Source organism: Streptococcus sp. HMSC066F01, assembly GCF_001837335.1.
Taxonomy (GTDB): domain Bacteria; phylum Bacillota; class Bacilli; order Lactobacillales; family Streptococcaceae; genus Streptococcus; species Streptococcus oralis_S.
On the sequence record NZ_KV832072.1, the window covers coordinates 176,005 to 196,490 of the forward strand.

General features: G+C 38.5%; 22 protein-coding genes. 5 read left to right on the forward strand and 17 right to left on the reverse strand.

The genetic code is table 11. The annotated features are described in order from the left end of the window. Positions 1-82: 82 nt before the first annotated feature. From hpf to HMPREF2655_RS01160, 3 genes are all read right to left on the reverse strand, one after another. Entirely contained in the window at positions 83-631 is a 549-nt protein-coding gene (gene hpf, locus HMPREF2655_RS01150) for a ribosome hibernation-promoting factor, HPF/YfiA family (protein ID WP_070837219.1), read from the reverse strand. A gap of 79 nt (positions 632-710) precedes the next feature. Next, positions 711-1,373 carry a ComF family protein gene (locus HMPREF2655_RS01155; protein ID WP_000995721.1) on the reverse strand — a complete coding sequence of 221 codons (663 nt, stop codon included), beginning with the start codon at positions 1,371-1,373 and terminating at the stop codon, positions 711-713. Then, positions 1,370-2,668, reverse strand: a complete 1,299-nt coding sequence (locus HMPREF2655_RS01160; protein WP_070837221.1) for an ATP-dependent helicase ComFA — start codon at positions 2,666-2,668, stop codon at positions 1,370-1,372. Before HMPREF2655_RS01160 ends, HMPREF2655_RS01155 begins: the two co-directional genes overlap by 4 nt. A 56-nt stretch (positions 2,669-2,724) precedes the next feature. Between HMPREF2655_RS01160 and HMPREF2655_RS01165 the strand changes: the two genes are divergently transcribed. The 3 genes from HMPREF2655_RS01165 to cysK all read left to right on the forward strand — a co-directional run bounded on the left by HMPREF2655_RS01165 (position 2,725) and on the right by cysK (position 4,842). Beyond that, positions 2,725-3,360 carry a YigZ family protein gene (locus HMPREF2655_RS01165; RefSeq protein ID WP_070837223.1) on the forward strand — a complete coding sequence of 212 codons (636 nt, stop codon included), beginning with the start codon at positions 2,725-2,727 and terminating at the stop codon, positions 3,358-3,360. 15 nt (positions 3,361-3,375) lie between these two features. Then, positions 3,376-3,819: a PH domain-containing protein gene (locus HMPREF2655_RS01170; protein ID WP_070837225.1), complete on the forward strand. Its 444-nt coding sequence runs from the start codon at positions 3,376-3,378 to the stop codon at positions 3,817-3,819. Positions 3,820-3,915: 96 nt separating this feature from the next. After that, positions 3,916-4,842: a cysteine synthase A gene (gene cysK / locus HMPREF2655_RS01175; RefSeq protein WP_000158480.1), complete on the forward strand. Its 927-nt coding sequence runs from the start codon at positions 3,916-3,918 to the stop codon at positions 4,840-4,842. Positions 4,843-4,945: 103 nt separating this feature from the next. Here the strand turns inward: cysK and tsf are convergent, their stop codons facing one another. From tsf to yfmF, 12 genes are all read right to left on the reverse strand, one after another. Then, positions 4,946-5,986, reverse strand: coding sequence for a translation elongation factor Ts (gene tsf, locus HMPREF2655_RS01180; RefSeq protein WP_070837227.1), 1,041 nt, complete (start codon positions 5,984-5,986; stop codon positions 4,946-4,948). Between the two features lie 78 nt (positions 5,987-6,064). Continuing rightward, positions 6,065-6,844, reverse strand: coding sequence for a 30S ribosomal protein S2 (gene rpsB / locus HMPREF2655_RS01185; protein WP_000268475.1), 780 nt, complete (start codon positions 6,842-6,844; stop codon positions 6,065-6,067). A 224-nt stretch (positions 6,845-7,068) separates the two neighbouring features. Continuing rightward, positions 7,069-8,277 carry a peptidoglycan hydrolase PcsB gene (pcsB, locus tag HMPREF2655_RS01190; RefSeq protein ID WP_070683619.1) on the reverse strand — a complete coding sequence of 403 codons (1,209 nt, stop codon included), beginning with the start codon at positions 8,275-8,277 and terminating at the stop codon, positions 7,069-7,071. A gap of 93 nt (positions 8,278-8,370) precedes the next feature. Further along, entirely contained in the window at positions 8,371-8,865 is a 495-nt protein-coding gene (gene mreD, locus HMPREF2655_RS01195) for a rod shape-determining protein MreD (protein WP_070837229.1), read from the reverse strand. A gap of 2 nt (positions 8,866-8,867) precedes the next feature. Beyond that, the gene (gene mreC / locus HMPREF2655_RS01200) at positions 8,868-9,683 is read right to left on the reverse strand and encodes a rod shape-determining protein MreC (RefSeq protein WP_001078970.1); all 816 of its coding nucleotides are present in this window, start codon (positions 9,681-9,683) and stop codon (positions 8,868-8,870) included. Between the two features lie 60 nt (positions 9,684-9,743). Next, positions 9,744-10,538, reverse strand: a complete 795-nt coding sequence (locus tag HMPREF2655_RS01205) for an energy-coupling factor transporter transmembrane component T family protein (RefSeq protein ID WP_070837231.1) — start codon at positions 10,536-10,538, stop codon at positions 9,744-9,746. Beyond that, entirely contained in the window at positions 10,531-11,370 is an 840-nt protein-coding gene (locus tag HMPREF2655_RS01210; RefSeq protein ID WP_070837233.1) for an energy-coupling factor transporter ATPase, read from the reverse strand. The genes HMPREF2655_RS01205 and HMPREF2655_RS01210 overlap by 8 nt, the downstream gene beginning before the upstream one ends. After that, a complete protein-coding gene (locus tag HMPREF2655_RS01215; RefSeq protein ID WP_049501298.1) occupies positions 11,355-12,182 on the reverse strand; it encodes an energy-coupling factor ABC transporter ATP-binding protein in 828 nt (275 codons plus the stop codon). The genes HMPREF2655_RS01210 and HMPREF2655_RS01215 overlap by 16 nt, the downstream gene beginning before the upstream one ends. Further along, a complete protein-coding gene (pgsA, locus tag HMPREF2655_RS01220) occupies positions 12,179-12,724 on the reverse strand; it encodes a CDP-diacylglycerol--glycerol-3-phosphate 3-phosphatidyltransferase (RefSeq protein WP_070837235.1) in 546 nt (181 codons plus the stop codon). Before pgsA ends, HMPREF2655_RS01215 begins: the two co-directional genes overlap by 4 nt. Before the next feature lie 10 nt (positions 12,725-12,734). Next, on the reverse strand, positions 12,735-13,556 hold the full coding sequence (gene rodZ, locus HMPREF2655_RS01225) for a cytoskeleton protein RodZ (RefSeq protein WP_049501296.1): 822 nt from the start codon (positions 13,554-13,556) through the stop codon (positions 12,735-12,737). A 35-nt stretch (positions 13,557-13,591) separates the two neighbouring features. After that, positions 13,592-14,875: an EF-P 5-aminopentanol modification-associated protein YfmH gene (gene yfmH, locus HMPREF2655_RS01230; RefSeq protein WP_000170125.1), complete on the reverse strand. Its 1,284-nt coding sequence runs from the start codon at positions 14,873-14,875 to the stop codon at positions 13,592-13,594. Then, complete coding sequence (gene yfmF, locus HMPREF2655_RS01235; protein ID WP_000424564.1) at positions 14,872-16,122, reverse strand: EF-P 5-aminopentanol modification-associated protein YfmF; 1,251 nt, start codon at positions 16,120-16,122, stop codon at positions 14,872-14,874. The genes yfmH and yfmF overlap by 4 nt, the downstream gene beginning before the upstream one ends. Before the next feature lie 160 nt (positions 16,123-16,282). On the opposite strand from yfmF, the gene yaaA reads away from it, so the two are divergent. Further along, positions 16,283-16,651: a S4 domain-containing protein YaaA gene (gene yaaA, locus HMPREF2655_RS01240; RefSeq protein WP_000455880.1), complete on the forward strand. Its 369-nt coding sequence runs from the start codon at positions 16,283-16,285 to the stop codon at positions 16,649-16,651. 2 nt (positions 16,652-16,653) lie between these two features. Then, positions 16,654-17,751 carry a DNA replication/repair protein RecF gene (recF, locus tag HMPREF2655_RS01245; RefSeq protein ID WP_000266687.1) on the forward strand — a complete coding sequence of 366 codons (1,098 nt, stop codon included), beginning with the start codon at positions 16,654-16,656 and terminating at the stop codon, positions 17,749-17,751. Between the two features lie 52 nt (positions 17,752-17,803). On the opposite strand, the gene guaB is transcribed toward recF, so the two are convergent. Both guaB and trpS read right to left on the reverse strand, forming a co-directional pair. Then, complete coding sequence (gene guaB, locus HMPREF2655_RS01250; RefSeq protein ID WP_000073416.1) at positions 17,804-19,282, reverse strand: IMP dehydrogenase; 1,479 nt, start codon at positions 19,280-19,282, stop codon at positions 17,804-17,806. A 162-nt stretch (positions 19,283-19,444) separates the two neighbouring features. After that, positions 19,445-20,470 carry a tryptophan--tRNA ligase gene (gene trpS / locus HMPREF2655_RS01255; protein ID WP_070837237.1) on the reverse strand — a complete coding sequence of 342 codons (1,026 nt, stop codon included), beginning with the start codon at positions 20,468-20,470 and terminating at the stop codon, positions 19,445-19,447. Between the last annotated feature and the right edge of the window lie 16 nt (positions 20,471-20,486).

Genomic DNA, 20,486 nt, shown 5'->3' on the forward strand with positions numbered 1-20,486 from the left:
GATTTCCTGTTTTTTCTTACTTATTTCCGCATAAGAAAAAGTGGTTTACTGATTTGTAAACCACTTTTTTGTTATTTCAATTTTATGATTCTTTGACTTCTAGTAAACCAACTTCACCATCTTCACGGCGATACAAAACATTAGTTGTTTGATCTTCTACATCTACATAAATAAAGAAATCATGTCCCAATAAATCCATTTGAAGAAGGGCTTCTCCTAAATCCATTGGCTTCAAATCAATTTGTTTTGAACGAACGACTTTGGGTTGCACAACATCTGCATCTTCAACTAGAGCATCTGTAAAGAGTTGACTTGTCGCAACTTTATTTTTATTCTTACGTTCGATTTTAGTTTTATTTTTACGAATCTGACGTTCAATTTTATCTGTTACAAGATCGATAGAACCATACATATCTTGAGAAATATCTTCAGCACGAAGAGTGATAGATCCAAGCGGAATTGTTACTTCAACCTTTGCTGTTTTTTCACGGTAAACTTTCAAGTTCACACGTGCATCCAACTCCTGCTCAGGTTGGAAATACTTTTCGATCTTTTCGAGTTTAGAAACTACATAATCACGAATTGCTTCTGTTACTTCTAGGTTTTCACCACGGATACTATATTTAATCATATAAGTACCTTCTTTCTAAACATTTTTGTTTTTCTAACTATATTATAACGCTTTCATTTTCTTTTTGCAAATTTTTTCCTCATCTTACAAGGGAAAAAGTTTTAACTTCCAAAGCACCTGCTTCTTCCAAAAGTCGTTTCACACGATTCACAGTTGCCCCTGTTGTATAGATGTCATCAATCAGCAAAATCTTCTTAGGAAGTGAGATCCCATCTTTAATAAAAAATGGAATTTCAGTAGCTAACCTTTCCAAACGGCTTTTAGAAGAACTAGCACTCTCTTCTCTTTTTCCTAATATATCTTTAAAAGAAAAGCCTGCTGCCTCAACCAAACCCTCAACTTGGTTAAAACCCCTCTCAAGCAATCTTTCAGGACTTAGGGGAATTACAACAAATTGATAACCTCTATACTTTTTCAGCTCCTCAGCAAGAACGGAAGCAAACACTTTTCTAAGCAAAAAATCACCATCAAACTTATATTGACTGAAAAAGTCTTTCATAGCTTGATTATAGGTAAAGATTGCCTTATGATCAACCTGAATTCCTTCTTTACACCAAAGTTTACAATCTTGACACCTGGTTGACATGCCTGTTTTCATACAGTTTGGGCAATAATTCTCACCAATCTTCTCAAAACTAGAAGCACAAGCTGAGCAAAGATAACTGCAGTCATCCTTCAAAAGGAAGAGACTGCTAAAAGTCAGCTCACTCTTTGTAGTCTGGCCACATAATAAACAGTTCATAACCCTGCCTCCTTATTCATCTGCTTGATTTCCTTGATTGCCTTTTTGATGGAAGCATTTAATCCATCATGAAAGAAGAGCAACTCACCAGTTGGTCTATCCATACTGCGTCCAACTCGCCCTCCAATCTGAATCAAACTAGACTTGGTAAAGAGACGATGATTAGCTTCTACTACGAAAACATCCACACAAGGGAAGGTAACCCCACGTTCCAAGATTGTCGTACTGATCAGTATTGTTAGTTCTCCATCTCGAAAAGCTTGCACCTGCTCTAATCGGTCTTCTGTCACAGAAGACACAAAGCCGATATTCTCATTCGGGTACTGCTCCTTCAAGATTTCTTTTAGTTTTTCGCCTTTCTTAATCTCTGATGCAAAAATCAGCAGAGGATAACCTGTTCTTCTCTGTTTCTCAATATAGGTCTTTAACTTGGTTGACAATTGGTTTTTCTCTAAACAACGATTAAAATCCGATAACCAGACAGGTTTAGGAATAATCAAAGGATTTCCATGAAACCGTCTTGGCAAGCTTAATCGTTTTAATTCTCCTGTGCGAACCTTCCTATCTAACTCATCTGTAGAAGTTGCTGTAAGGAATATCCTTAATCCATCTTCCTTTACACTATTCTTTACAGCATAGTAAAGCATAGAGTTGTCAACATAAGGAAAGGCATCTACCTCATCCACTATCAACAAATCAAAAGCATGATAAAATTTTAATAACTGATGAGTTGTTGCAATTACTAAGGGAGTTCGAAAATAGGGCTCTGATTCGCCATGGAGTAGCGCTATATCACAAGCAAAGTCATTCTGCAGTCGCTTATACAGTTCTAAACATACATCAATTCTAGGGCTTGCCAAACAAACTGCACCACCATCATCAATCACTTTAGCTACAACTTGATAAATCATCTCTGTCTTTCCAGCACCCGTCACAGCATGAACTAAAGTCGGTTCTTTCTTTTCGACTGCTCGAATCAACCCCTCTGATACCTTTTCCTGAAAAGGGGTTAACTGACCACGCCATTTGAGAACATCTTGCTTTGGAAAATCTTCCTGCGAAAAATAGTATAAGGCTTGATCACTCCTGACTCGCTTCATCAGCAAACACTCCCTACAATAGTAAGCGCCGATAGGCAAATGCCATTCTTCTAGAATACTACTATTACAACGTTGACAAAACAGTTTCCCTTTCTCTTTTCTCATTGCTGGAAGTTTCTCAGCCATCTGACATTCTTCTTTTGTTAATTCTTTCTCAGTAAACAAGCGACCGAGGTAATTTGGATTTACTTTCATACTTTAATATTCGTAAAAATCTAGCACTTTAGGTAATTTTTTAGTACAATTAAATCATGGAATTTAGAACAATTAAAGAGGATGGGCAGGTCCAAGAAGAAATCAAAAAATCCCGATTTATCTGTCATGTCAAGCGTGTTTATAGCGAAGAAGAGGCTCGTGACTTCATCACTACCATCAAAAAAGAACACTATAAAGCCACCCATAACTGCTCTGCTTTTATTATAGGGGAACGCAGTGAAATCAAGCGTACGAGTGATGATGGGGAGCCTAGTGGTACTGCCGGAGTCCCTATGCTGGGTGTCTTAGAAAATCATAATCTTACCAATGTCTGTGTGGTAGTGACACGCTACTTTGGTGGCATCAAACTAGGTGCTGGTGGTTTGATTCGTGCTTATGCAGGTAGTGTGGCCTTGGCTGTCAAAGAAATTGGCATTATTGAAATCAAAGAACAGGCTGGTATAGCCATTCAGATGTCTTACGCTCAGTATCAAGAATATGGCAATTTCCTTAGAGAGCATCATCTCATGGAGCTAGATACAAACTTTACAGATCAAATTGCTACAATGATCTATGTTGATAAGGAAGAGAAAGAAAAGATCAAGTCTGCTCTTGTAGAGTTTTTTAATGGAAAGGTTACTTTAACAGATCAAGGTTTACGAGAAGTTGAAGTTCCTGTAAACTTAGTGTAAACAAAGGAGAAATACATGGCGTTTGGAAAATTTATTCAAGGACTTGCTGGAAACTTTAGCGAGGAAAACAAAGAGACTCTTATCAAAGAGTATGGTCAATATCTACTAGAGAATGAAGAAATTCAAAGTGGATATAAACTTATTTGCGATTCAATCATCTTTACAAATATCCGTATTATTTTTACAGATAAGCAAGGTGCCACTGGTCGCAAGGTGTCTGTTAAGTCACTCTTTTTGATGAACATTGTAAACGTTGAAATGGAAACTGCTGGAGCAGGTATAGATGATAGTGAGATTACGATCACTTATTTAGAAAATGTCTTTCTAAAAGCACACAATGAGCACCTGAGTTTCCATAAATTTGAATTCCCTAAAAAAACGGACATCCTCCCTCTTTACACCTATTTATTAGAATTGGCTTATCACAATCGATTAAAAATTAATGGCTTAGACCTTTGATATAAAAAAATCCTATCACTTTGATAGGATTTCTATATTTTACAAATAGCCTTAAGCGCGTTATACTAGTATCATCTTATACAAAGAGGTATATCTATGACTATTTATAATAATATCACTGAACTTATTGGACAAACACCGATTGTTAAACTCAACAACATTGTTCCAGAGGGTGCTGCAGACGTCTATGTTAAACTAGAAGCTTTTAACCCTGGATCGTCAGTAAAAGACCGTATTGCCCTTAGCATGATTGAAAAAGCAGAACAAGATGGTATTCTAAAACCGGGAGCTACTATTGTTGAAGCAACGAGTGGAAACACTGGTATCGGTCTTTCATGGGTTGGTGCCGCTAAAGGATATAAAGTTGTTATCGTCATGCCTGAAACGATGAGTGTGGAACGACGCAAGATTATCCAAGCCTATGGTGCTGAACTCGTCCTTACTCCTGGTAGCGAAGGAATGAAAGGGGCTATTGCCAAAGCTCAGGAAATCGCCGCTGAACGAGACGGCTTCCTTCCACTCCAATTTAATAATCCAGCTAATCCAGAAGTACACGAAAGAACAACAGGAGCTGAAATACTGGCTGCTTTCGGTTCTGATGGACTAGATGCTTTTGTAGGTGGTGTTGGCACCGGTGGAACGATCTCAGGTGTTTCTCACGCTCTTAAAGCAGCAAATTCAAACATTCAAGTTTATGCAGTTGAGGCAGACGAGTCAGCTATCTTGTCTGGTGAAAAACCAGGACCTCACAAAATTCAAGGCATCTCAGCTGGATTTATTCCTGAAACACTTGATACAAAAGCCTATGATGGTATCGTTCGCGTAACGTCAGATGATGCTCTAGCGCTTGGCCGTGAAATTGGTGGAAAAGAAGGCTTCCTGGTTGGGATTTCTTCAGCTGCAGCGATTTACGGGGCAATTGAGGTTGCTAAGAAATTAGGTACAGGTAAGAAAGTCCTTGCTTTAGCACCAGATAACGGCGAACGTTATTTGTCTACAGCACTCTATGAATTTGAAGTGTAACCTCCTAAATACACTTAGCCCTTATTAAAGGGCTTTTTGTTTACTCATACAGAATCTACTCTCTAGACCAAAAGAAAAAGGAAGCAAATTGCTTCCTTTTCTATTAGTTATTCAAGGCTGCTGCCATTGTAGCTGCAACTTCTGCTTCAAAGTCGTTTGCAGCTTTCTCGATACCTTCACCAACTTCAAAGCGAGCGAACTCAACTACTGAAGCATTTACTGATTCAAGGTAAGCTTCAACTGTCTTGCTGTCATCCATGATGTATACTTGTGCAAGAAGTGTGTATGCTTGGTCAACTTTGGTGTTGTCAAGCATGAAGCGGTCCATTTTACCTGGGATGATTTTGTCCCAGATTTTTTCTGGTTTGCCTTCTGCAGCCAACTCAGCTTTGATATCAGCTTCAGCTTGAGCAATCACTTCATCAGACAATTGTGCTTTTGATCCATACTTCAAGTGTGGAAGAGCTGGTTTACCAACCATTGCACGGCTTTCGTTATCTTGGTCGATTACGTGGTTCAATTGTGCCAACTCATCTTTAACGAATTGCTCATCCAATTCTTTGTAAGAAAGAACTGTTGGTTTCATCGCAGCAATATGCATTGAGATTTGTTTAGCAAGAGCTTCGTCTCCACCTTCGATAACTGAGATAACACCGATACGTCCACCATTGTGTTGGTAAGCTCCGAAGTGTTGTGCATCTGTTTTTTCAAGCAAAGCAAAACGACGGAATGAGATTTTTTCACCGATTGTAGCTGTTGCAGATACATATGCAGCTTCAAGAGTTTCACCTGAAGGCATTGTCAAAGCAAGTGCTTCTTCGTTGTTCGCTGGTTTACCTTCAGCGATTACTTTAGCTGTAGCATTTACCAACTCAACGAATTGAGCGTTTTTCGCAACGAAGTCAGTTTCGGCATTTACTTCAACTACTGCTGCAACGTTACCGTTAACAAATACACCAGTCAAACCTTCTGCAGCAACACGGTCAGCTTTCTTAGCTGCCTTCGCCATACCTTTTTCGCGAAGCAATTCAATCGCTTTTTCGATGTCACCGTCTGTTTCTACAAGCGCTTTTTTAGCGTCCATAACACCGGCACCAGATTTTTCACGTAACTCTTTTACAAGTTTAGCTGTAATTTCTGCCATTTTGATTCTCCTATATTTTTTAAAAATAGGAGAGCTGGGCTAGGCCCCGCCCTCCTAGGTAATTACTATTTATATGAATTAAGCGTTGTCGCCTTCTACAACTTCAACGATTTCTTCGATTGAGTCAGCTTGAGCTTCTGAAGCTGCAAATTCTGCTTCAACTGCTGCTGCATCTTCACCTTGACGTCCTTCGATGATAGCGTCAGCCAATTTAGCTGTGATCAATTTAACAGCGCGGATAGCGTCATCGTTAGCTGGGATGATTACATCGATATCGTCTGGATCAGTGTTTGTGTCAACCATCGCTACAACTGGAATACCCAATTTTTTAGCTTCTTTAACAGCGATTTGTTCTTTATGTGGGTCAACTACGTACATTACATCTGGGATACGAGGCATGTCTTCGATACCACCCAAGAATTTTTCAAGACGTGCACGTTGTTTGTTAAGAAGTGCAACTTCTTTCTTAGGAAGAACGTCGAAGATTCCTTCTTCTTCCATACGTTTGATTTCTTTCAAACGAGCGATACGTTTTTGGATAGTTCCCCAGTTAGTAAGAGTTCCACCCAACCAACGGTGGTTGATGTAGTATTGACCTGAACGTTCTGCTTCTTCTTTAACAGCGTCAGCAGCTTGTTTTTTAGTACCAACAAACAATACAACTGCATCGTTAGCTGCAGCATCACGCATAAAGTCGTATGCTTGGTCAGCGTATTTTACAGTTTGTTGCAAGTCGATAACGTGGATTCCGTTACGCTCAGTGAAGATGTACTTAGCCATCTTAGGGTTCCAGCGACGAGTTTGGTGACCAAAGTGTACACCAGCCTCAAGAAGTTGTTTCATTGAAATTACTGCCATGAGTATTTCTCCTTTTTGTTTTTTTCCTCTCCTCGACTTCAACTTGCAAAACGACCCGAGGGCAACAGTCTCACAATTCATCGAGAATGAGTATTATCGTTTACACGACGAGTTTCATTTTATCACATTTTAGCCATATTTTCAAGTGGTTTTAATAGATTTCGGCCTTGCTTTCGATAAAAAATAATAAAAGAGACTCAAATCGAGCCTCTTCGTTTCATTCATTAGTTTGGATAGATGTATGTTACATAACCTTCAGAAGTTGTAGTTGGGTTGAACCATCCACGTTTGTTACCGATTGTACGATTTCCACCATAGTTTGATTCTGATACTTGAATGCTAGTTGATGATGAAACTGCTGTAACAACCGCTACGTGTCCATATCCACCGTCATTCCAACATGCAATCGCACCAACTTGTGGAGTTGATCCAGTACGGAATCCTGCAGCTGCTGCACTTGTAGCCCACTGCGCTCCGTTACCCCAGTAATCTCCAGCCCAAGGTGCTAATGTTTTAGCTCCCCAAGTACATTCACCAGTTGGATAACTTGAAGCATTTGTACTGTATGTTGGACGCTGTCTAGCTGGAGTTGGAGCAGGTGCTGGAGTGTAGCTCGAATCATCATCTGATGAAGAGCTTGAAGTTGCTTGCACTTGATCTGAAAGTGTTGTATTTCCAGAAGCAACAACTGATTGTTGTTGGCTTGTTTGACGTGCTTTATAAGCCGCTTCTGCTTCGGCTGCTGCTTTCGCTTCTGCCTCTGCTGCTGCTTTTTGTTCCAATAAAGTAGCTTTATCGCTTTCTGCAGTAGCTTTCTCTGCAGCAAGGTTTAACTCAGCAACTTTCAACTCTGCTTGTTTTGTTGTCAATGCTTGTGCATCGTCAGCAAGCGTTTGTTGGTTCGCAATGACAGTGTTGATTGCTTCATTATTTGCAACCTGTTTTTCAGCGATAGATTTCTTATCAGCTTTCTGTTGTTCCAACATTTTGTTGTTAGCTGATACAATCTCGCTCATGGCTGCAACACGTGAAATAGCTTCCGTAATTGATTTTGAGTTTACAATTGTATTGATATAGCTAGTTGCAGCACCGTTTGTTTGTGCGCTACGTGCTTGTTTTTCCAAAGATTCATTACGAGCAACAATGTTCTTAGAGAGCTCTGTAATTTCTCCTTCAAGTTTTTTAGATTCAGCTTGTAGAGTTTCATTCTCAGCTTCCAAGTTCGTTTGTTGAGTTTGGATAGCTGTAACTTGCGTTTGGATTTCATCTACTTGTTTTTGAGCTTCTTTTTGTTGAGCTGTCAAATTACTAATCTTACTATCTTGAGCAGCAATCTTTTCATCAGTTGTTTCAGCGTGGACAGTTGTCAATACCGCCGCTTGTGACACTAATACTGTACTTAATAAAAGTGACGCTAAGATTTTTTTCTTCATATTGTGTAGATACTCCTTCTATTTAAGACATTACTAGTATACCAAAAAAAGACATAATAAATATTACGCCTTTGTTACATTTTTATTTCTTTCTTATAGATAACATTTTTCAAAAATATATTGGAAAATAATCATCCATAAAAAGTTTAAAATCATTGATGGGACAAGGCTATAGACGATGAAAACTGGCATCGATTCTACTGTCAATCCCATAGCAAGAGCAAGGAGATAGCTCCCCATATCAAATAGGAAACTCATCACAACTATTGTTAACATTCTTGTCCAACGGTTCAGCAAAATTACACTATTAAACTTATGGAGCGAAGCACCTATCAAGATAAATAGAAGCGTCGCAATTCCTATCAAGTGGAAAAAATAGATATCGTACACCAAACCCACTATACCGCAATAAGCTAGATAGAGATATTCTGAAACCTCTATTGTCTCAAACAAAAGAAATAAAAACAGAAAATGACTTGCTAAATGAAAGTGAGGGAAGAAGGATCCCGCTAATTGTCCAATATGTGCATCAATTAGTACGACAAAAGGGAGTATAAAGAAAATACCAATTTGTTTTAACAGTCTCATTGCTAATTCCCCACTAACTCTACCACATGAAGATTTTTGGTGTCAGCACTTAACTTGACTGTTACTTCCTTTGTTAGATAATCACTGCTATGTGTTGTAGCAACAACTTCTCCAACAGGGATATCCTTAACATTAAAGTTTCCGAGCCCCCCTGTAGTCACCTTGTCTCCCGCGCTAATGTCGCTGTTGCTGTTTAATTGACTAATTTTAAGCAGTTCAGATTCCTTATCATAACCAACGATAATCCCGTAAATTTCAGTAGAACCATGCAGGATTTTAACAGAAATTTTGTCTGAATTTTCGGTGTTTGTCAATAGGTTGATCGTTGTTGAATGATCCTCCACCTTTGAAACACTACCAATCAAGCCCCCGTTTGCAATGGCCAACATATTTTCAGAAGCTCCTTTTGAACTTCCAGCATCAATTGTTAACTCTTGTTTCCAAGATACTGGAGCTCGCATAATCACATCTGCTGCAATGGTTTTTGTAGCCTGCAATTTCGACTTCATATCCAGCAACTGACGTAGTTGTTCATTTTCATTTTTTAAACTTTCTGATTGATTAGACTCCACCTCTAGTTGATAGAGCTGTTTTTTTAGACTCTCATTTTCATTGTAAGTCTGCGTCAAATGTCCCAAATCCGATTTGAAAGTATCAAACCACTGAAAGGGTTTTTGAACAATTCTATCTACTAAGGAAATCCCATCTCCTAGTTTCGTCACAATAGCGCTTGAATAGGTTGTCACTAATAGAACAGAAACTGCCAGAACTGTGACAAAAACGATGATTAGATATTTTGATTTTTTAAAACGGTTCATATTCCTACCTTTATACTAAAAACCTGCTACTGTGAGCTTCTTATCAATCCTACAAACCTGCTAAGATTTTAAGAAAAATAAGAAACATCCCAGTATCAAAATCACAAGAATTGCCAGTGTATCCTTTTGACTCCATCTCAACTGTCTATACTGACTTCTACCCTTTCCTCCCTGATAACCACGCGCTTCCATCGCTATTGCCAATGAATCTGCACGCTTTAAGCTCGTCGCAAAAAGAGGAATTAAAATTGGAATCATAGCCTTTACTTTTTGAACGATGCTGCCTTCGCCAAAGTCAACTCCACGGGCTTTCTGAGCATTCATAATTCGCGTCGTGTCATCCATCAATGTTGGAACAAAACGCAAACTCATTGATAACATGAGGCCAATTTCATGAACGGGAACTTTCACACGTTTTAGCGGTGCTAAAAGAGCTTCAACTGCGGCTGCCAGACTCAAAGGCATGGTCGTTAATGTTAGCAAGGTTGAAAAGAAAATAATCAACACAAAACGACAGAAAATGATTCCTGCTTGTTGCAAAGCATAATCCGTTATTCTTATAAAAGAAAACTCAAATAGGACATTTCCACTTGAAATGAAAAAGAGCTGAAAAAGAGTCGTAAAGGCGATCAAAAAGAACATGGATTTTAATCCCTGAACGAAAAATGAGAGAGAAACGCCCGATAATGCGATAAATATACCTGTCGCTACAAACAGAACGAGATTGGTGAGAGGATTATTGGCCCAAAATACAATCAAAATCAGCAGGATCATGGCAAGCAATTTACTACGTGGATCCAAGCGATGAATGATGGAATCCCCTGGTATATAACGCCCTAAAATCATACTATCCATTTAGCGACTCCTTAAACTCCTCTATCTTGATTGGCAGTTTTTTAAAAGCTACACCTCTATCTGCCAAACGCTTACAAAAGGCTGTGATTTTAGGCACACCTAACTGTACCTTTTCCATAGAGGCTACATCTTGAAAGACATCACTTGGTTTGCCACTTTTGACCAAACGCCCCTTTTCCATAACATAAACCTGATTAGCATATGCAGCTACATCATCCATCAAATGCGTTACCAGAACGATTGTCATTCCAGAAAGGTGGAGTTCTTTAAACAAGGTCATCAATTTTTTTCTGCCCAAAGGATCAAGCCCTGCTGTCGGCTCATCCAAAACCAAAACAGTTGGCTCCATCGCTAGCATACCTGCTATAGCCACACGTCTCATCTGGCCACCCGAAAGTTCAAACGGGCTACGCTCAAAGAGTGACTCATCGATGCCTACCAAGGCTAACTTTTCACGCGCAATTTTCTTGGCCTCTTCCTCAGAAACTCCAAAATTTTGCGGTCCAAATGCAACATCTTTCAAAACAGTCTCTTCGAAAATCTGATTTTCAGCAAATTGAAACACTAGACCAACCTGCTTTCGAATCTGACGAATTTCTTTATTGGTTGATGTAGGGGTAATGACAGTATCAAAAACTCGAACAGAACCCTTACTTGGTACCAATAGGCCATTTAAAAGCTGTAAAATCGTTGATTTCCCACTACCTGTGTGCCCTACCAAAGCCGTATAGGAACCATCCTCAATCGTCAAGGAAACATCAGTCAAGGCTGATGAAGATAGGGGAGTCCCCTCTTGATAGGTAAAGCTCACATTTTCTAGAGTAATTCCCATAACTTGTCCTCTAGCTCTCTTTCTGTCAAATAGCCATCCGGCAACTGATAGCCAGTCTCTCTCAAAGAGCCTCTCAATTGATTAGCAAAAGGCTCATCTAACCCTATCTGGTCAAGGTCATCCCGAGAAAAAAGTTCTCTTGGGCTGCTGGTTGACTCCACTTGGCCTTTTTTCATGACCAAGACACGGTCACTCATCGCAACTTCCTCTAAATCATGTGTAATGGAGACGACTGTCATCTGGTGGTCTTTTCGAATCTCTTGAACTGTCTGAATCAGTTCTCTGCGTCCCTCAGGATCCAACATACTTGTAGCCTCGTCCAAAATCAAAATAGCTGGTCTCAGGGCAACAACTCCCGCAATAGCCACACGCTGTTTTTGTCCACCAGATAAACGAGCTGGTTCTCTATTCTTAAAGTCCAGCATCCCTACCAACTCCAAAGATTCGGCCACTCTCTTCTTCATTTCTTCACGAGGAAGTCCCTGATTTTCTAAACCAAAGGCAACATCATCTTCAACAGTCGCCCCCACAAATTGGTTATCTGGATTTTGAAAAACCATACCAATTTGTCGACGCAAGTCCCAAACATTCTCAGAGGACAACAATTGCCCATCTATCCAGATTTCCCCAGACTCTGCTTCAAGCAATCCATCAATCAAACGGATAGTTGTCGATTTCCCACTCCCGTTATGACCTACAATCGAAAGCCATTCTCCCCGTTTCACGTGAAACGAGACATTATTAACATCATAATGATCCTGGTCTTCCTTATAACGAAAAGACAGATCTTTTACTTCAATAATCGATTTCATTTTGAACCAAATGTTCCTTTGAATACATGAGCGCTACCCTTAAAATAATCATAACCAGAGTAGATAGTGAAAAACAAAGCGATATAAAGCAACAGCTGACCAATTAAATTCCAATGTAAGAGCAAAAAGATAATGGCAAACATCTGACTAAAGGTCTTGATTTTCCCTGGCATAGCTGCTGCTAGAACTGTCCCTCCCGTCTCAACAAGCAACAAGCGCAAGCCTGTCACCGCAAGTTCACGACAAATGATAATAGCAACAACCCAAGCTGGAGCCATACCTAACTCAATTAACATGATAAAAGCTGACATAACCAACAGCTTATCAGCCATCGGATCAGCAAATTTTCCAAAATTGCTGACTACATTCCATTTACGAGCAAGATAGCCATCAAGATAATCCGTTATACTAGCAACTGCAAAGATGATCGTTGCTAGCAAATGACTGCCTTGTGAATGGCCCAAAGTCAAAATAAGAATAAAGAGAGGTATAAAGAGAATTCTACCAATAGTTAATACATTAGGAATTTGTTCTTTTTTCATTGATTTTTCCTTAATCTGTAGTAAATATAAGTGTTACAGTTCCAGTCTGAGTTGTCAGCTTCGAAGTATCAATCGTTTGATTGTCCACAGTCACAGTAACTCCCTTCACTACACCTAAAGTAATAGTAACGGGACTCTTAGTTGAGACTATTGTTTTTGCATTCTTATTGTCTGCGGATAGTGTCACACCACCCTCCAGCTCACTTCCTGAAACACTAACCCAACTAGCTTCATCTGAAACTGCCAATTGAACAGTAGCAGTTTCCTTACTCGTTTTATACCGAGCTTCAATGCGATTTCCTTCGCCTGACACTGTAATAGTTGATTCCGTAGTAGAAGACGAGCTAGACGTCTGACTACTAGAAGATGAACTAGATGAGGTGGTTGAACTAGTCGAGCTCACAACACTATAATTAGCTGAAGAAGGACTTGGCTGAGTTTGGATGTAGTTCCAGACATAGTAAGTGACAAAAATTAAAATTGACAAAGCAAATAGAACGAAATAAAACAAGGGGAGATAAGACGTTTTTTTCTTATTTGACCGTCTGCGACCAGACAAGTCTTCTTCATCGACATCTACCTCTTCATAAGTGATCATACTACCTGAATCATATGCATCCAAAACAATTCTTTCATCTAACTCTACTGCCCAGGCATATTTTCTTAAAAAAGAACGAGCATAGAAGGTACTAGGAAGTTGATCAAAATCATCTGCCTCCATAGCTTCTAGAAAATGCAACTGAATTTCAGTTTTCTCCTGTAATTCTTCCAAACTCAATCCCTGGTTAATTCTAGCTAAACGTAGAACCTCGCCAATTGTTTTTTTTCTCATACGTACCATTCCTTCTTTCTAGTATTAGTCATCTTTTAAGCTGGAAAGATTGTAAAATCAACTAGATCACCATTATCAATCAAACGATGTCCAGCTTCTAGAACATCCTCCAAAGTAATTTCCTGTAAAATTTTTGGAAAATCAAAAATTGTTTCTCCGCAATCCATCGGATCGTATTGAGTTGCAATAAATTCCAAGGAGTTCATGCTACTGAAAAACTCCCCAAACATCTCACTCTTAACAAGATCTAAATGTTCCTCTGTAATATCCGCATCACTACTAAACTGACGAATCGCTTTACGAAATTGATGCGACAGAGAAACAGGCTCTTTGGTGTCCATTGTCAATATCACAAAATGAAAGCGACTGTTGACTTCAACCTCAAGTGACAATGACGCATCTAACTTCCCAGTCTCATATAACCTTTGAAAACGATCAGAAGTCCAACCAAACATCATCGTAAATAGTAATTTCAATAAAATATTGTAACGATAAGACTCAGCTTCTGTTATTTGCCCATTACCTCTAATCGCAACAGCAAGTTTGGGTGAAGAAACTTCCATCCGAAGACTATCTGTTTGCTTCACAGGCTGTAAGGGTAGTTGCTCTTTTGTAACTGTAAACTGTTCTAGAGTCTTCTTTTCCTTTTTCGAAAAGTATTCCTCAACAACTTTTACATCAATATTTCCAACTAAAAACAGTGACATGTTGACAGGTTTGTAAAAGTCTGTAAAGTTCTCTTTTAAATTTGAAACTTGAATCTCAGAAATTGATTTTTCACTTCCAACTATATCTGTCACTAAAGGAGTATCAGGATAAAGGTTGGCTAATGTTGCAAAAAACAAACGTGAGTCTGGATCATCTTGGTACATTTCTCGTTCTTGCTGGATAATAGCTTGTTCCCTCAAAATAGACTCTTCTGTAAAATGAACATCTCCGACTAACTCATCTAGCAAATCTAAATTTTCTAATAGATAATCAATTGTTGAAAAAAGATAGCTGGTCTTAGTAAAACTTGTAAAGGCATTACTGTCCGCACCTAATCGAGTAAAAGCAGCCATTATATCCTCAGAATTTTCTCTTTCAAACAATTTATGTTCAAGAAAATGTGCAATTCCTGCTGGATGATGACGTAAACCTTTTTTCAAACTTGTATAAGTTGCATCTACAGAACCAAATTGAACTGTTACAATCCCATAAACCTCATTGAAATCTTGTTTAGGGAGTAAAGAAACTGTCAATCCATTTGACAATTGTGTTTTATAGACTGTTTCCTTTACAGCAGGATAGTATTTTTCTTCAAAAGTAACCTTTGTCATTCTACTCCTTCCATAAAGTAAATCGCTTGTAACTTCAAACTGTTGGCAACTTTACAGACAGCTTCTTTATCAACACTATCTAATTTTGCCACCAATCGATCCATATCAAAGCTTGATTTTCCCAATAGAGCATTCAAATAGACTCTTTCAACTAGGGTCTGTTGATTATCTTGAGCCATCAACAAAGATCGTCGAATCATCTCCTTTGTTTGTTCAAGTTCAAAATCTGTAAAGTTACCCTTTTTTAGATCTAGCAATTGATGATTCATCATTTTTCTAGCCTGATTTCGATTTTCTCTATCAATACCCGCATACATCCTTAACAGACCACTAAACAAATCCAATTGACTCGAGACTGTATAGGCTATTCCAGCATTTTCACGAACGTTTGTAAAAAGTTTTGAATGTGCAAATTCACCCAACAAACCATTCATCACAAGCATGGGCAAATGCTCATCATCACCATATTTTACAGGAGAATGATAGCCTAATTCCAAAATAGATTGCCCAACATTCCTCTGAAACATTCCTTCTCGTAGAACATTCGAATAAGATTGATGGTACTGGATAGTGACGCCGTTCTCTCTAGCTGTAAAGGGTAATGACTTCAGTGATTCTGTAATTTCTACTTCATTGAAGTCACCTAAGAAAAAGAAATCAATACGATCATTTTTCAGAGCATCTTGAAAGCAAGTGTAGCTACTTTCCGGAGACTCATTTAAAATGCTATTTCGTAAATCACTGTATCTCAATTGAAGACGCTCATCATGGAAGAACAAGCTATCCAACTCCTTATGAGCAAAATAAAATGAATCATCCATATCAGTAGCTAAACTAGCCAATAACTGTTTTCTTTCAATTTCAAATAGGGCTGGCTCAAAAGCACTATCTTGAGCTAAGGGAGCAAATAAAGTCTGTTTCACCAATTCCAAAATTCGAGAAGTCAAGACATTTTTTTTACTCAAGAACTCATCTCGCACGTAGGTAAATGTTAAGTCAAGAATATGTGCCTGTCCTCTACGATAAGCACTTGTGGAAATATCTGTTCCATATAAACTTGCCAAGTATCTGCGAAATGCTTGTGATGTGGGATAAGCTTTATTTGCCGTCTCCAACATACTTGCACTTAACATGCGTCCTGCTATTGTCTCAAGAGATAAGGGAGCAGTAAAACGAATAGTGATTTTATTTGTTTTAAACTTTTTGGATTGAACAAAATGTGCTGAAATTCCAGGCACTAATTCCATACCTTACCTCCTTACATATAGAGTTCTATTATACCACGAAAATCAAAATTTTTCTTGTTCTCTTTATAGCTTTAAAGAGTAAAACCGTTTTCATTTCAACTAACTTTCCTTCAGCTATTTCAAGGAAAATATGGTATAATACCAAAGATTGAGGTGAATTATGGAATACAAATTATTTGAAGAATTTATTACGCTCCAAGCCCTCCTAAAAGAACTTGGAATTATACAAAGCGGTGGTGCTATCAAATCCTTTTTAATGGATCATCAAGTTTACTTTAATGGTGAGTTAGAAAGTAGACGTGGGAAAAAAATTCGTGTTGGAGATACGATTGACATTCCTGATTTAAAGATTGACATCACCTTGACACAACCAAGTTTAAAAGAGCAAGAAGAGTATCAAGCAGATAAGATTGAGAAAGAGCGAATTGCTAAACTTGTCAAAGAGATGAATAAAGGTGTCAAGAAAGAAAAACAAAAAACTTCTTCATCACCTAAAACCAAACAAGTTCCACGTTTTCCAGGAAGATAACCATGTGGCTCCAACATTTAACAATTAAAACCTTTCGAAACTACAAAGAGGCAAAAATTGATTTCAATCCAAAATTAAATGTCTTTCTAGGTCAAAATGCACAAGGAAAAACCAATATTCTAGAGGCAATCTATTTCTTAGCCTTGACACGTAGTCATCGGACTCGTACAGATAAAAATCTCATTCATTTTGATAACGAGCAACTCCATCTTTCTGGCTTGCTACAGAAAAAAACAAGCTCTATCCCTCTAGAAATTGATTTAACACCAAAAGGGCGTGTGACTAAGGTCAATCACTTAAAACAAGCGCGCCTATCAGACTACATTGGACATATGAATGTTGTCCTCTTCGCGCCTGAAGATCTCCAGCTAATTAAGGGAGCACCTTCTGTCCGTCGAAAGTTTATAGACATCGAACTGGGACAAATTAAACCAATCTACTTGTCAGACTTGTCAAACTATAACCATATACTCAAGCAGAGAAATACTTACCTAAAATCCAGCCAAAAGATTGATGAAACATTTCTGTCAGTCTTAGATGATCAGTTAATAGATTATGGTTGTCGCGTTATAAAGCATCGGATAAAATTCATTAAAGACTTAGAGAAATTTGGCCAAAAAAAACACTTAGAAATTTCAAATAAATTAGAAGAACTGTCAATATCTTATCAATCATCTGTCAACTTCACTAATGAAGAACAGCTAACAAGTTCCTTTAAAATTGCTTTAGATAAAAGCAGATCCAGAGATTTATTTAAAAAGAATACTGGAGTTGGCCCTCATCGAGATGATATTTCTTTTTATATCAATGGTATGGATGCTAGTTTTGGAAGCCAAGGTCAACATCGTAGCCTTGTTCTTTCTATAAAACTGGCGGAAATTGAGCTAATGGAAAGTATTACCAATGAGTCTCCGATACTACTGCTTGATGATGTTATGAGCGAACTTGACAATACACGGCAACTAAAATTACTAGAAACCATTTCTCAATCTATCCAAACCTTTATTACAACAACAAGTTTAGACCACTTACAAAACTTGCCAGAAAACCTTAGTATTTTCAACATTCAAAATGGTAAAATTTCTGTAAATCAACATTGACAACTTTGTAAACAAAAAGAACTCCTGAAAATCAGGAGTTCTTTTTTACTACTTACATAGAGTAGTTTGGTGCCTCATTAGTGATTTGTACATCATGAGGATGGCTTTCTTTTAGACCAGCCCCAGACATTTCAATAAATTGTGCATTATCATGTAGTTCTTTAAGGTTAGCTGCACCACAGTAACCCATACCAGAGCGAATACCACCAATCATTTGGAAGACAATATCAGCTGCTGCGCCTTTATAGGCAACACGGCCTTCAATTCCTTCTGGAACAAGTTTGTTTGCTTCATTGACAGAACCTTGGAAGTAACGGTCACTTGAACCTTTCTTCATTGCAGCGATTGATCCCATACCACGGTAAGTCTTAAACTTACGTCCTTGGAAGATTTCCGTTTCACCTGGTGCTTCGTCTGTTCCAGCGAACATTGATCCAAGCATAACCGCATTTCCACCTGCAGCAAGGGCTTTTACAATATCTCCAGAATACTTGATTCCACCATCAGCAATGATTGTTTTTCCATATTCACGCGCAACTGCTGCTGCATCATAGATTGCTGTCACTTGTGGGACACCAACCCCTGCAATCACACGAGTAGTACAGATAGAACCTGGTCCGATACCGACTTTGACAACATCTACACCTGCATCATAAAGAGCACGCGCACCTTCAGCAGTTGCAATATTACCTGCAATCAAAGTGCGGTCTGGGAAGTGAGCACGAATTTCAGCAATTTTACGTAGAACCCCAGCAGAGTGACCATGTGCAGTATCAATTACAATCGCATCCGCTCCTGCTTCAAAAAGAGCCTCTGCACGTTCAAATGTATCTGAAGTGACACCTACCGCACCAGCAACTAGAAGACGACCAAACTCATCTTTTGCTGCATTAGGAAATTCAATTACTTTTTCGATATCTTTAATAGTAATCAAGCCAGAAAGACGACCTTCTTCATCAACCAAAGGAAGTTTTTCAATACGGTGTTCTTGAAGAATGCTTTCAGCTGTTGCAAGATCTGTACCAACAGGAGCAGTAACAAGATTTTCACTAGTCATATGGTTTGAGATTGGCTGATTGTAATCTGAAATAAAGCGAAGATCTCGGTTTGTTAGAATACCAACCAATTTACGATTTTCAAGTGTCTCCACAACTGGAACACCACTGATACGGTAACGTCCCATCAGTTCATCTGCTTCAGCAATCGTGTGTTCTGGAGTCAAGAAGAATGGATCAATAATAACACCATTTTCAGAACGTTTTACCTTACGAACTTCATCTGCCTGTTGCGCAATAGACATATTTTTATGGATTACTCCAAGACCACCTGCACGAGCAATGGCAATAGCCATTTGACTTTCTGTGACTGTATCCATGGCGGCTGTTATAATTGGGATATTTAAAGTCAGATTATCTGCCAATTTTGTTGTTAAATCTGCATCATTAGGCAACACATGACTTTCTGCTGGAATGAGCAATACATCATCAAAGGTAAAACCTTTTTTTAAAAATTTAGTATCCCAATTAGACATTGAAGTTTCCTCTTTTCTTTCTTTTTGAGCTTGACTCTTTTTGTATTGTATCTATCATACCATTCTATGAAAATTTGTCAATTATATTTATGGTAGAAATCATAAAAAAACTATCCCTGTGATCCTATGGAAGAGATAGCTTTATGATTCATATTTTATCTATTATTTAAAATAATTTAGTCCCATTGCTCCTTTAACCTCAGATAGGGTTTGCCCCGCAACCTCACGCGCTTTTTCACTACCTTTTTGAAGCATATTGTACACTTCTCCCATATCCTTAGCAAATTCGATACGGCGCTCACGAATAGGACCAAGTTCCCGTTCTAATATTTCAAGTAGATAACGTTTCGTCTTCACATCACCAAGACCACCACGTTGATAATGTTCTTTCATGTCCGCAATTTCTTGAGCATCTTCTGGACGACCAAACACATCTAGATAATGGAAAACCATGTTTCCTTCAATCTTACCTGGATCCTCAACACGAATATGATCCGGGTCTGTATACATACTCATGACTTTTTTACGCAACGTATCCGCATCATCTGCTAGATAAATACCATTATTAAGGGATTTAGACATTTTAGCATTTCCATCTAGACCAGGTAGACGACCCGCTCTTTCATTTTCTGGGTAAATACCTTCTGGTTCCACCAAAACATCACAGTTATAAGCATGATTAAAGGAACGAACAATCTCACGAGTTTGTTCAATCATTGGTTTTTGGTCTGTTCCTACAGGAACATAATTAGCCTTGAAGGCAGTAATATCAGCTGCTTGCGCAATCGGATAAACCAAAAATCCTGTCGGAATACTTTCTCCAAACCCTTTCTGAGCAATCTCTGTTTTCACTGTAGGATTGCGCTCTAAACGTGCTAGTGACACTAAATTCATATAGTACATAGACAGCTCAGCCAACTCTGGAATTTGGCTTTGAATAAAGATAGTTGATTTACTTGGATCTAATCCAACTGCTAGGTAATCTAAGGCAACATTCCCAATCGATTCTACAATCGTTTGAGGGTCTTTGGCGTGATCTGTCAATGCTTGTTGGTCCGCCAAAAAAACAAACATGTCATACTTGTCTTCTTCCTGCAGTAATACTCTATTTTTAAGACTCCCAACATAATGTCCAATATGCAGTTTTCCTGTTGGGCGATCTCCTGTTAAAATAATGGGTTTCGTCATTTTTTTCTCCTTCGAA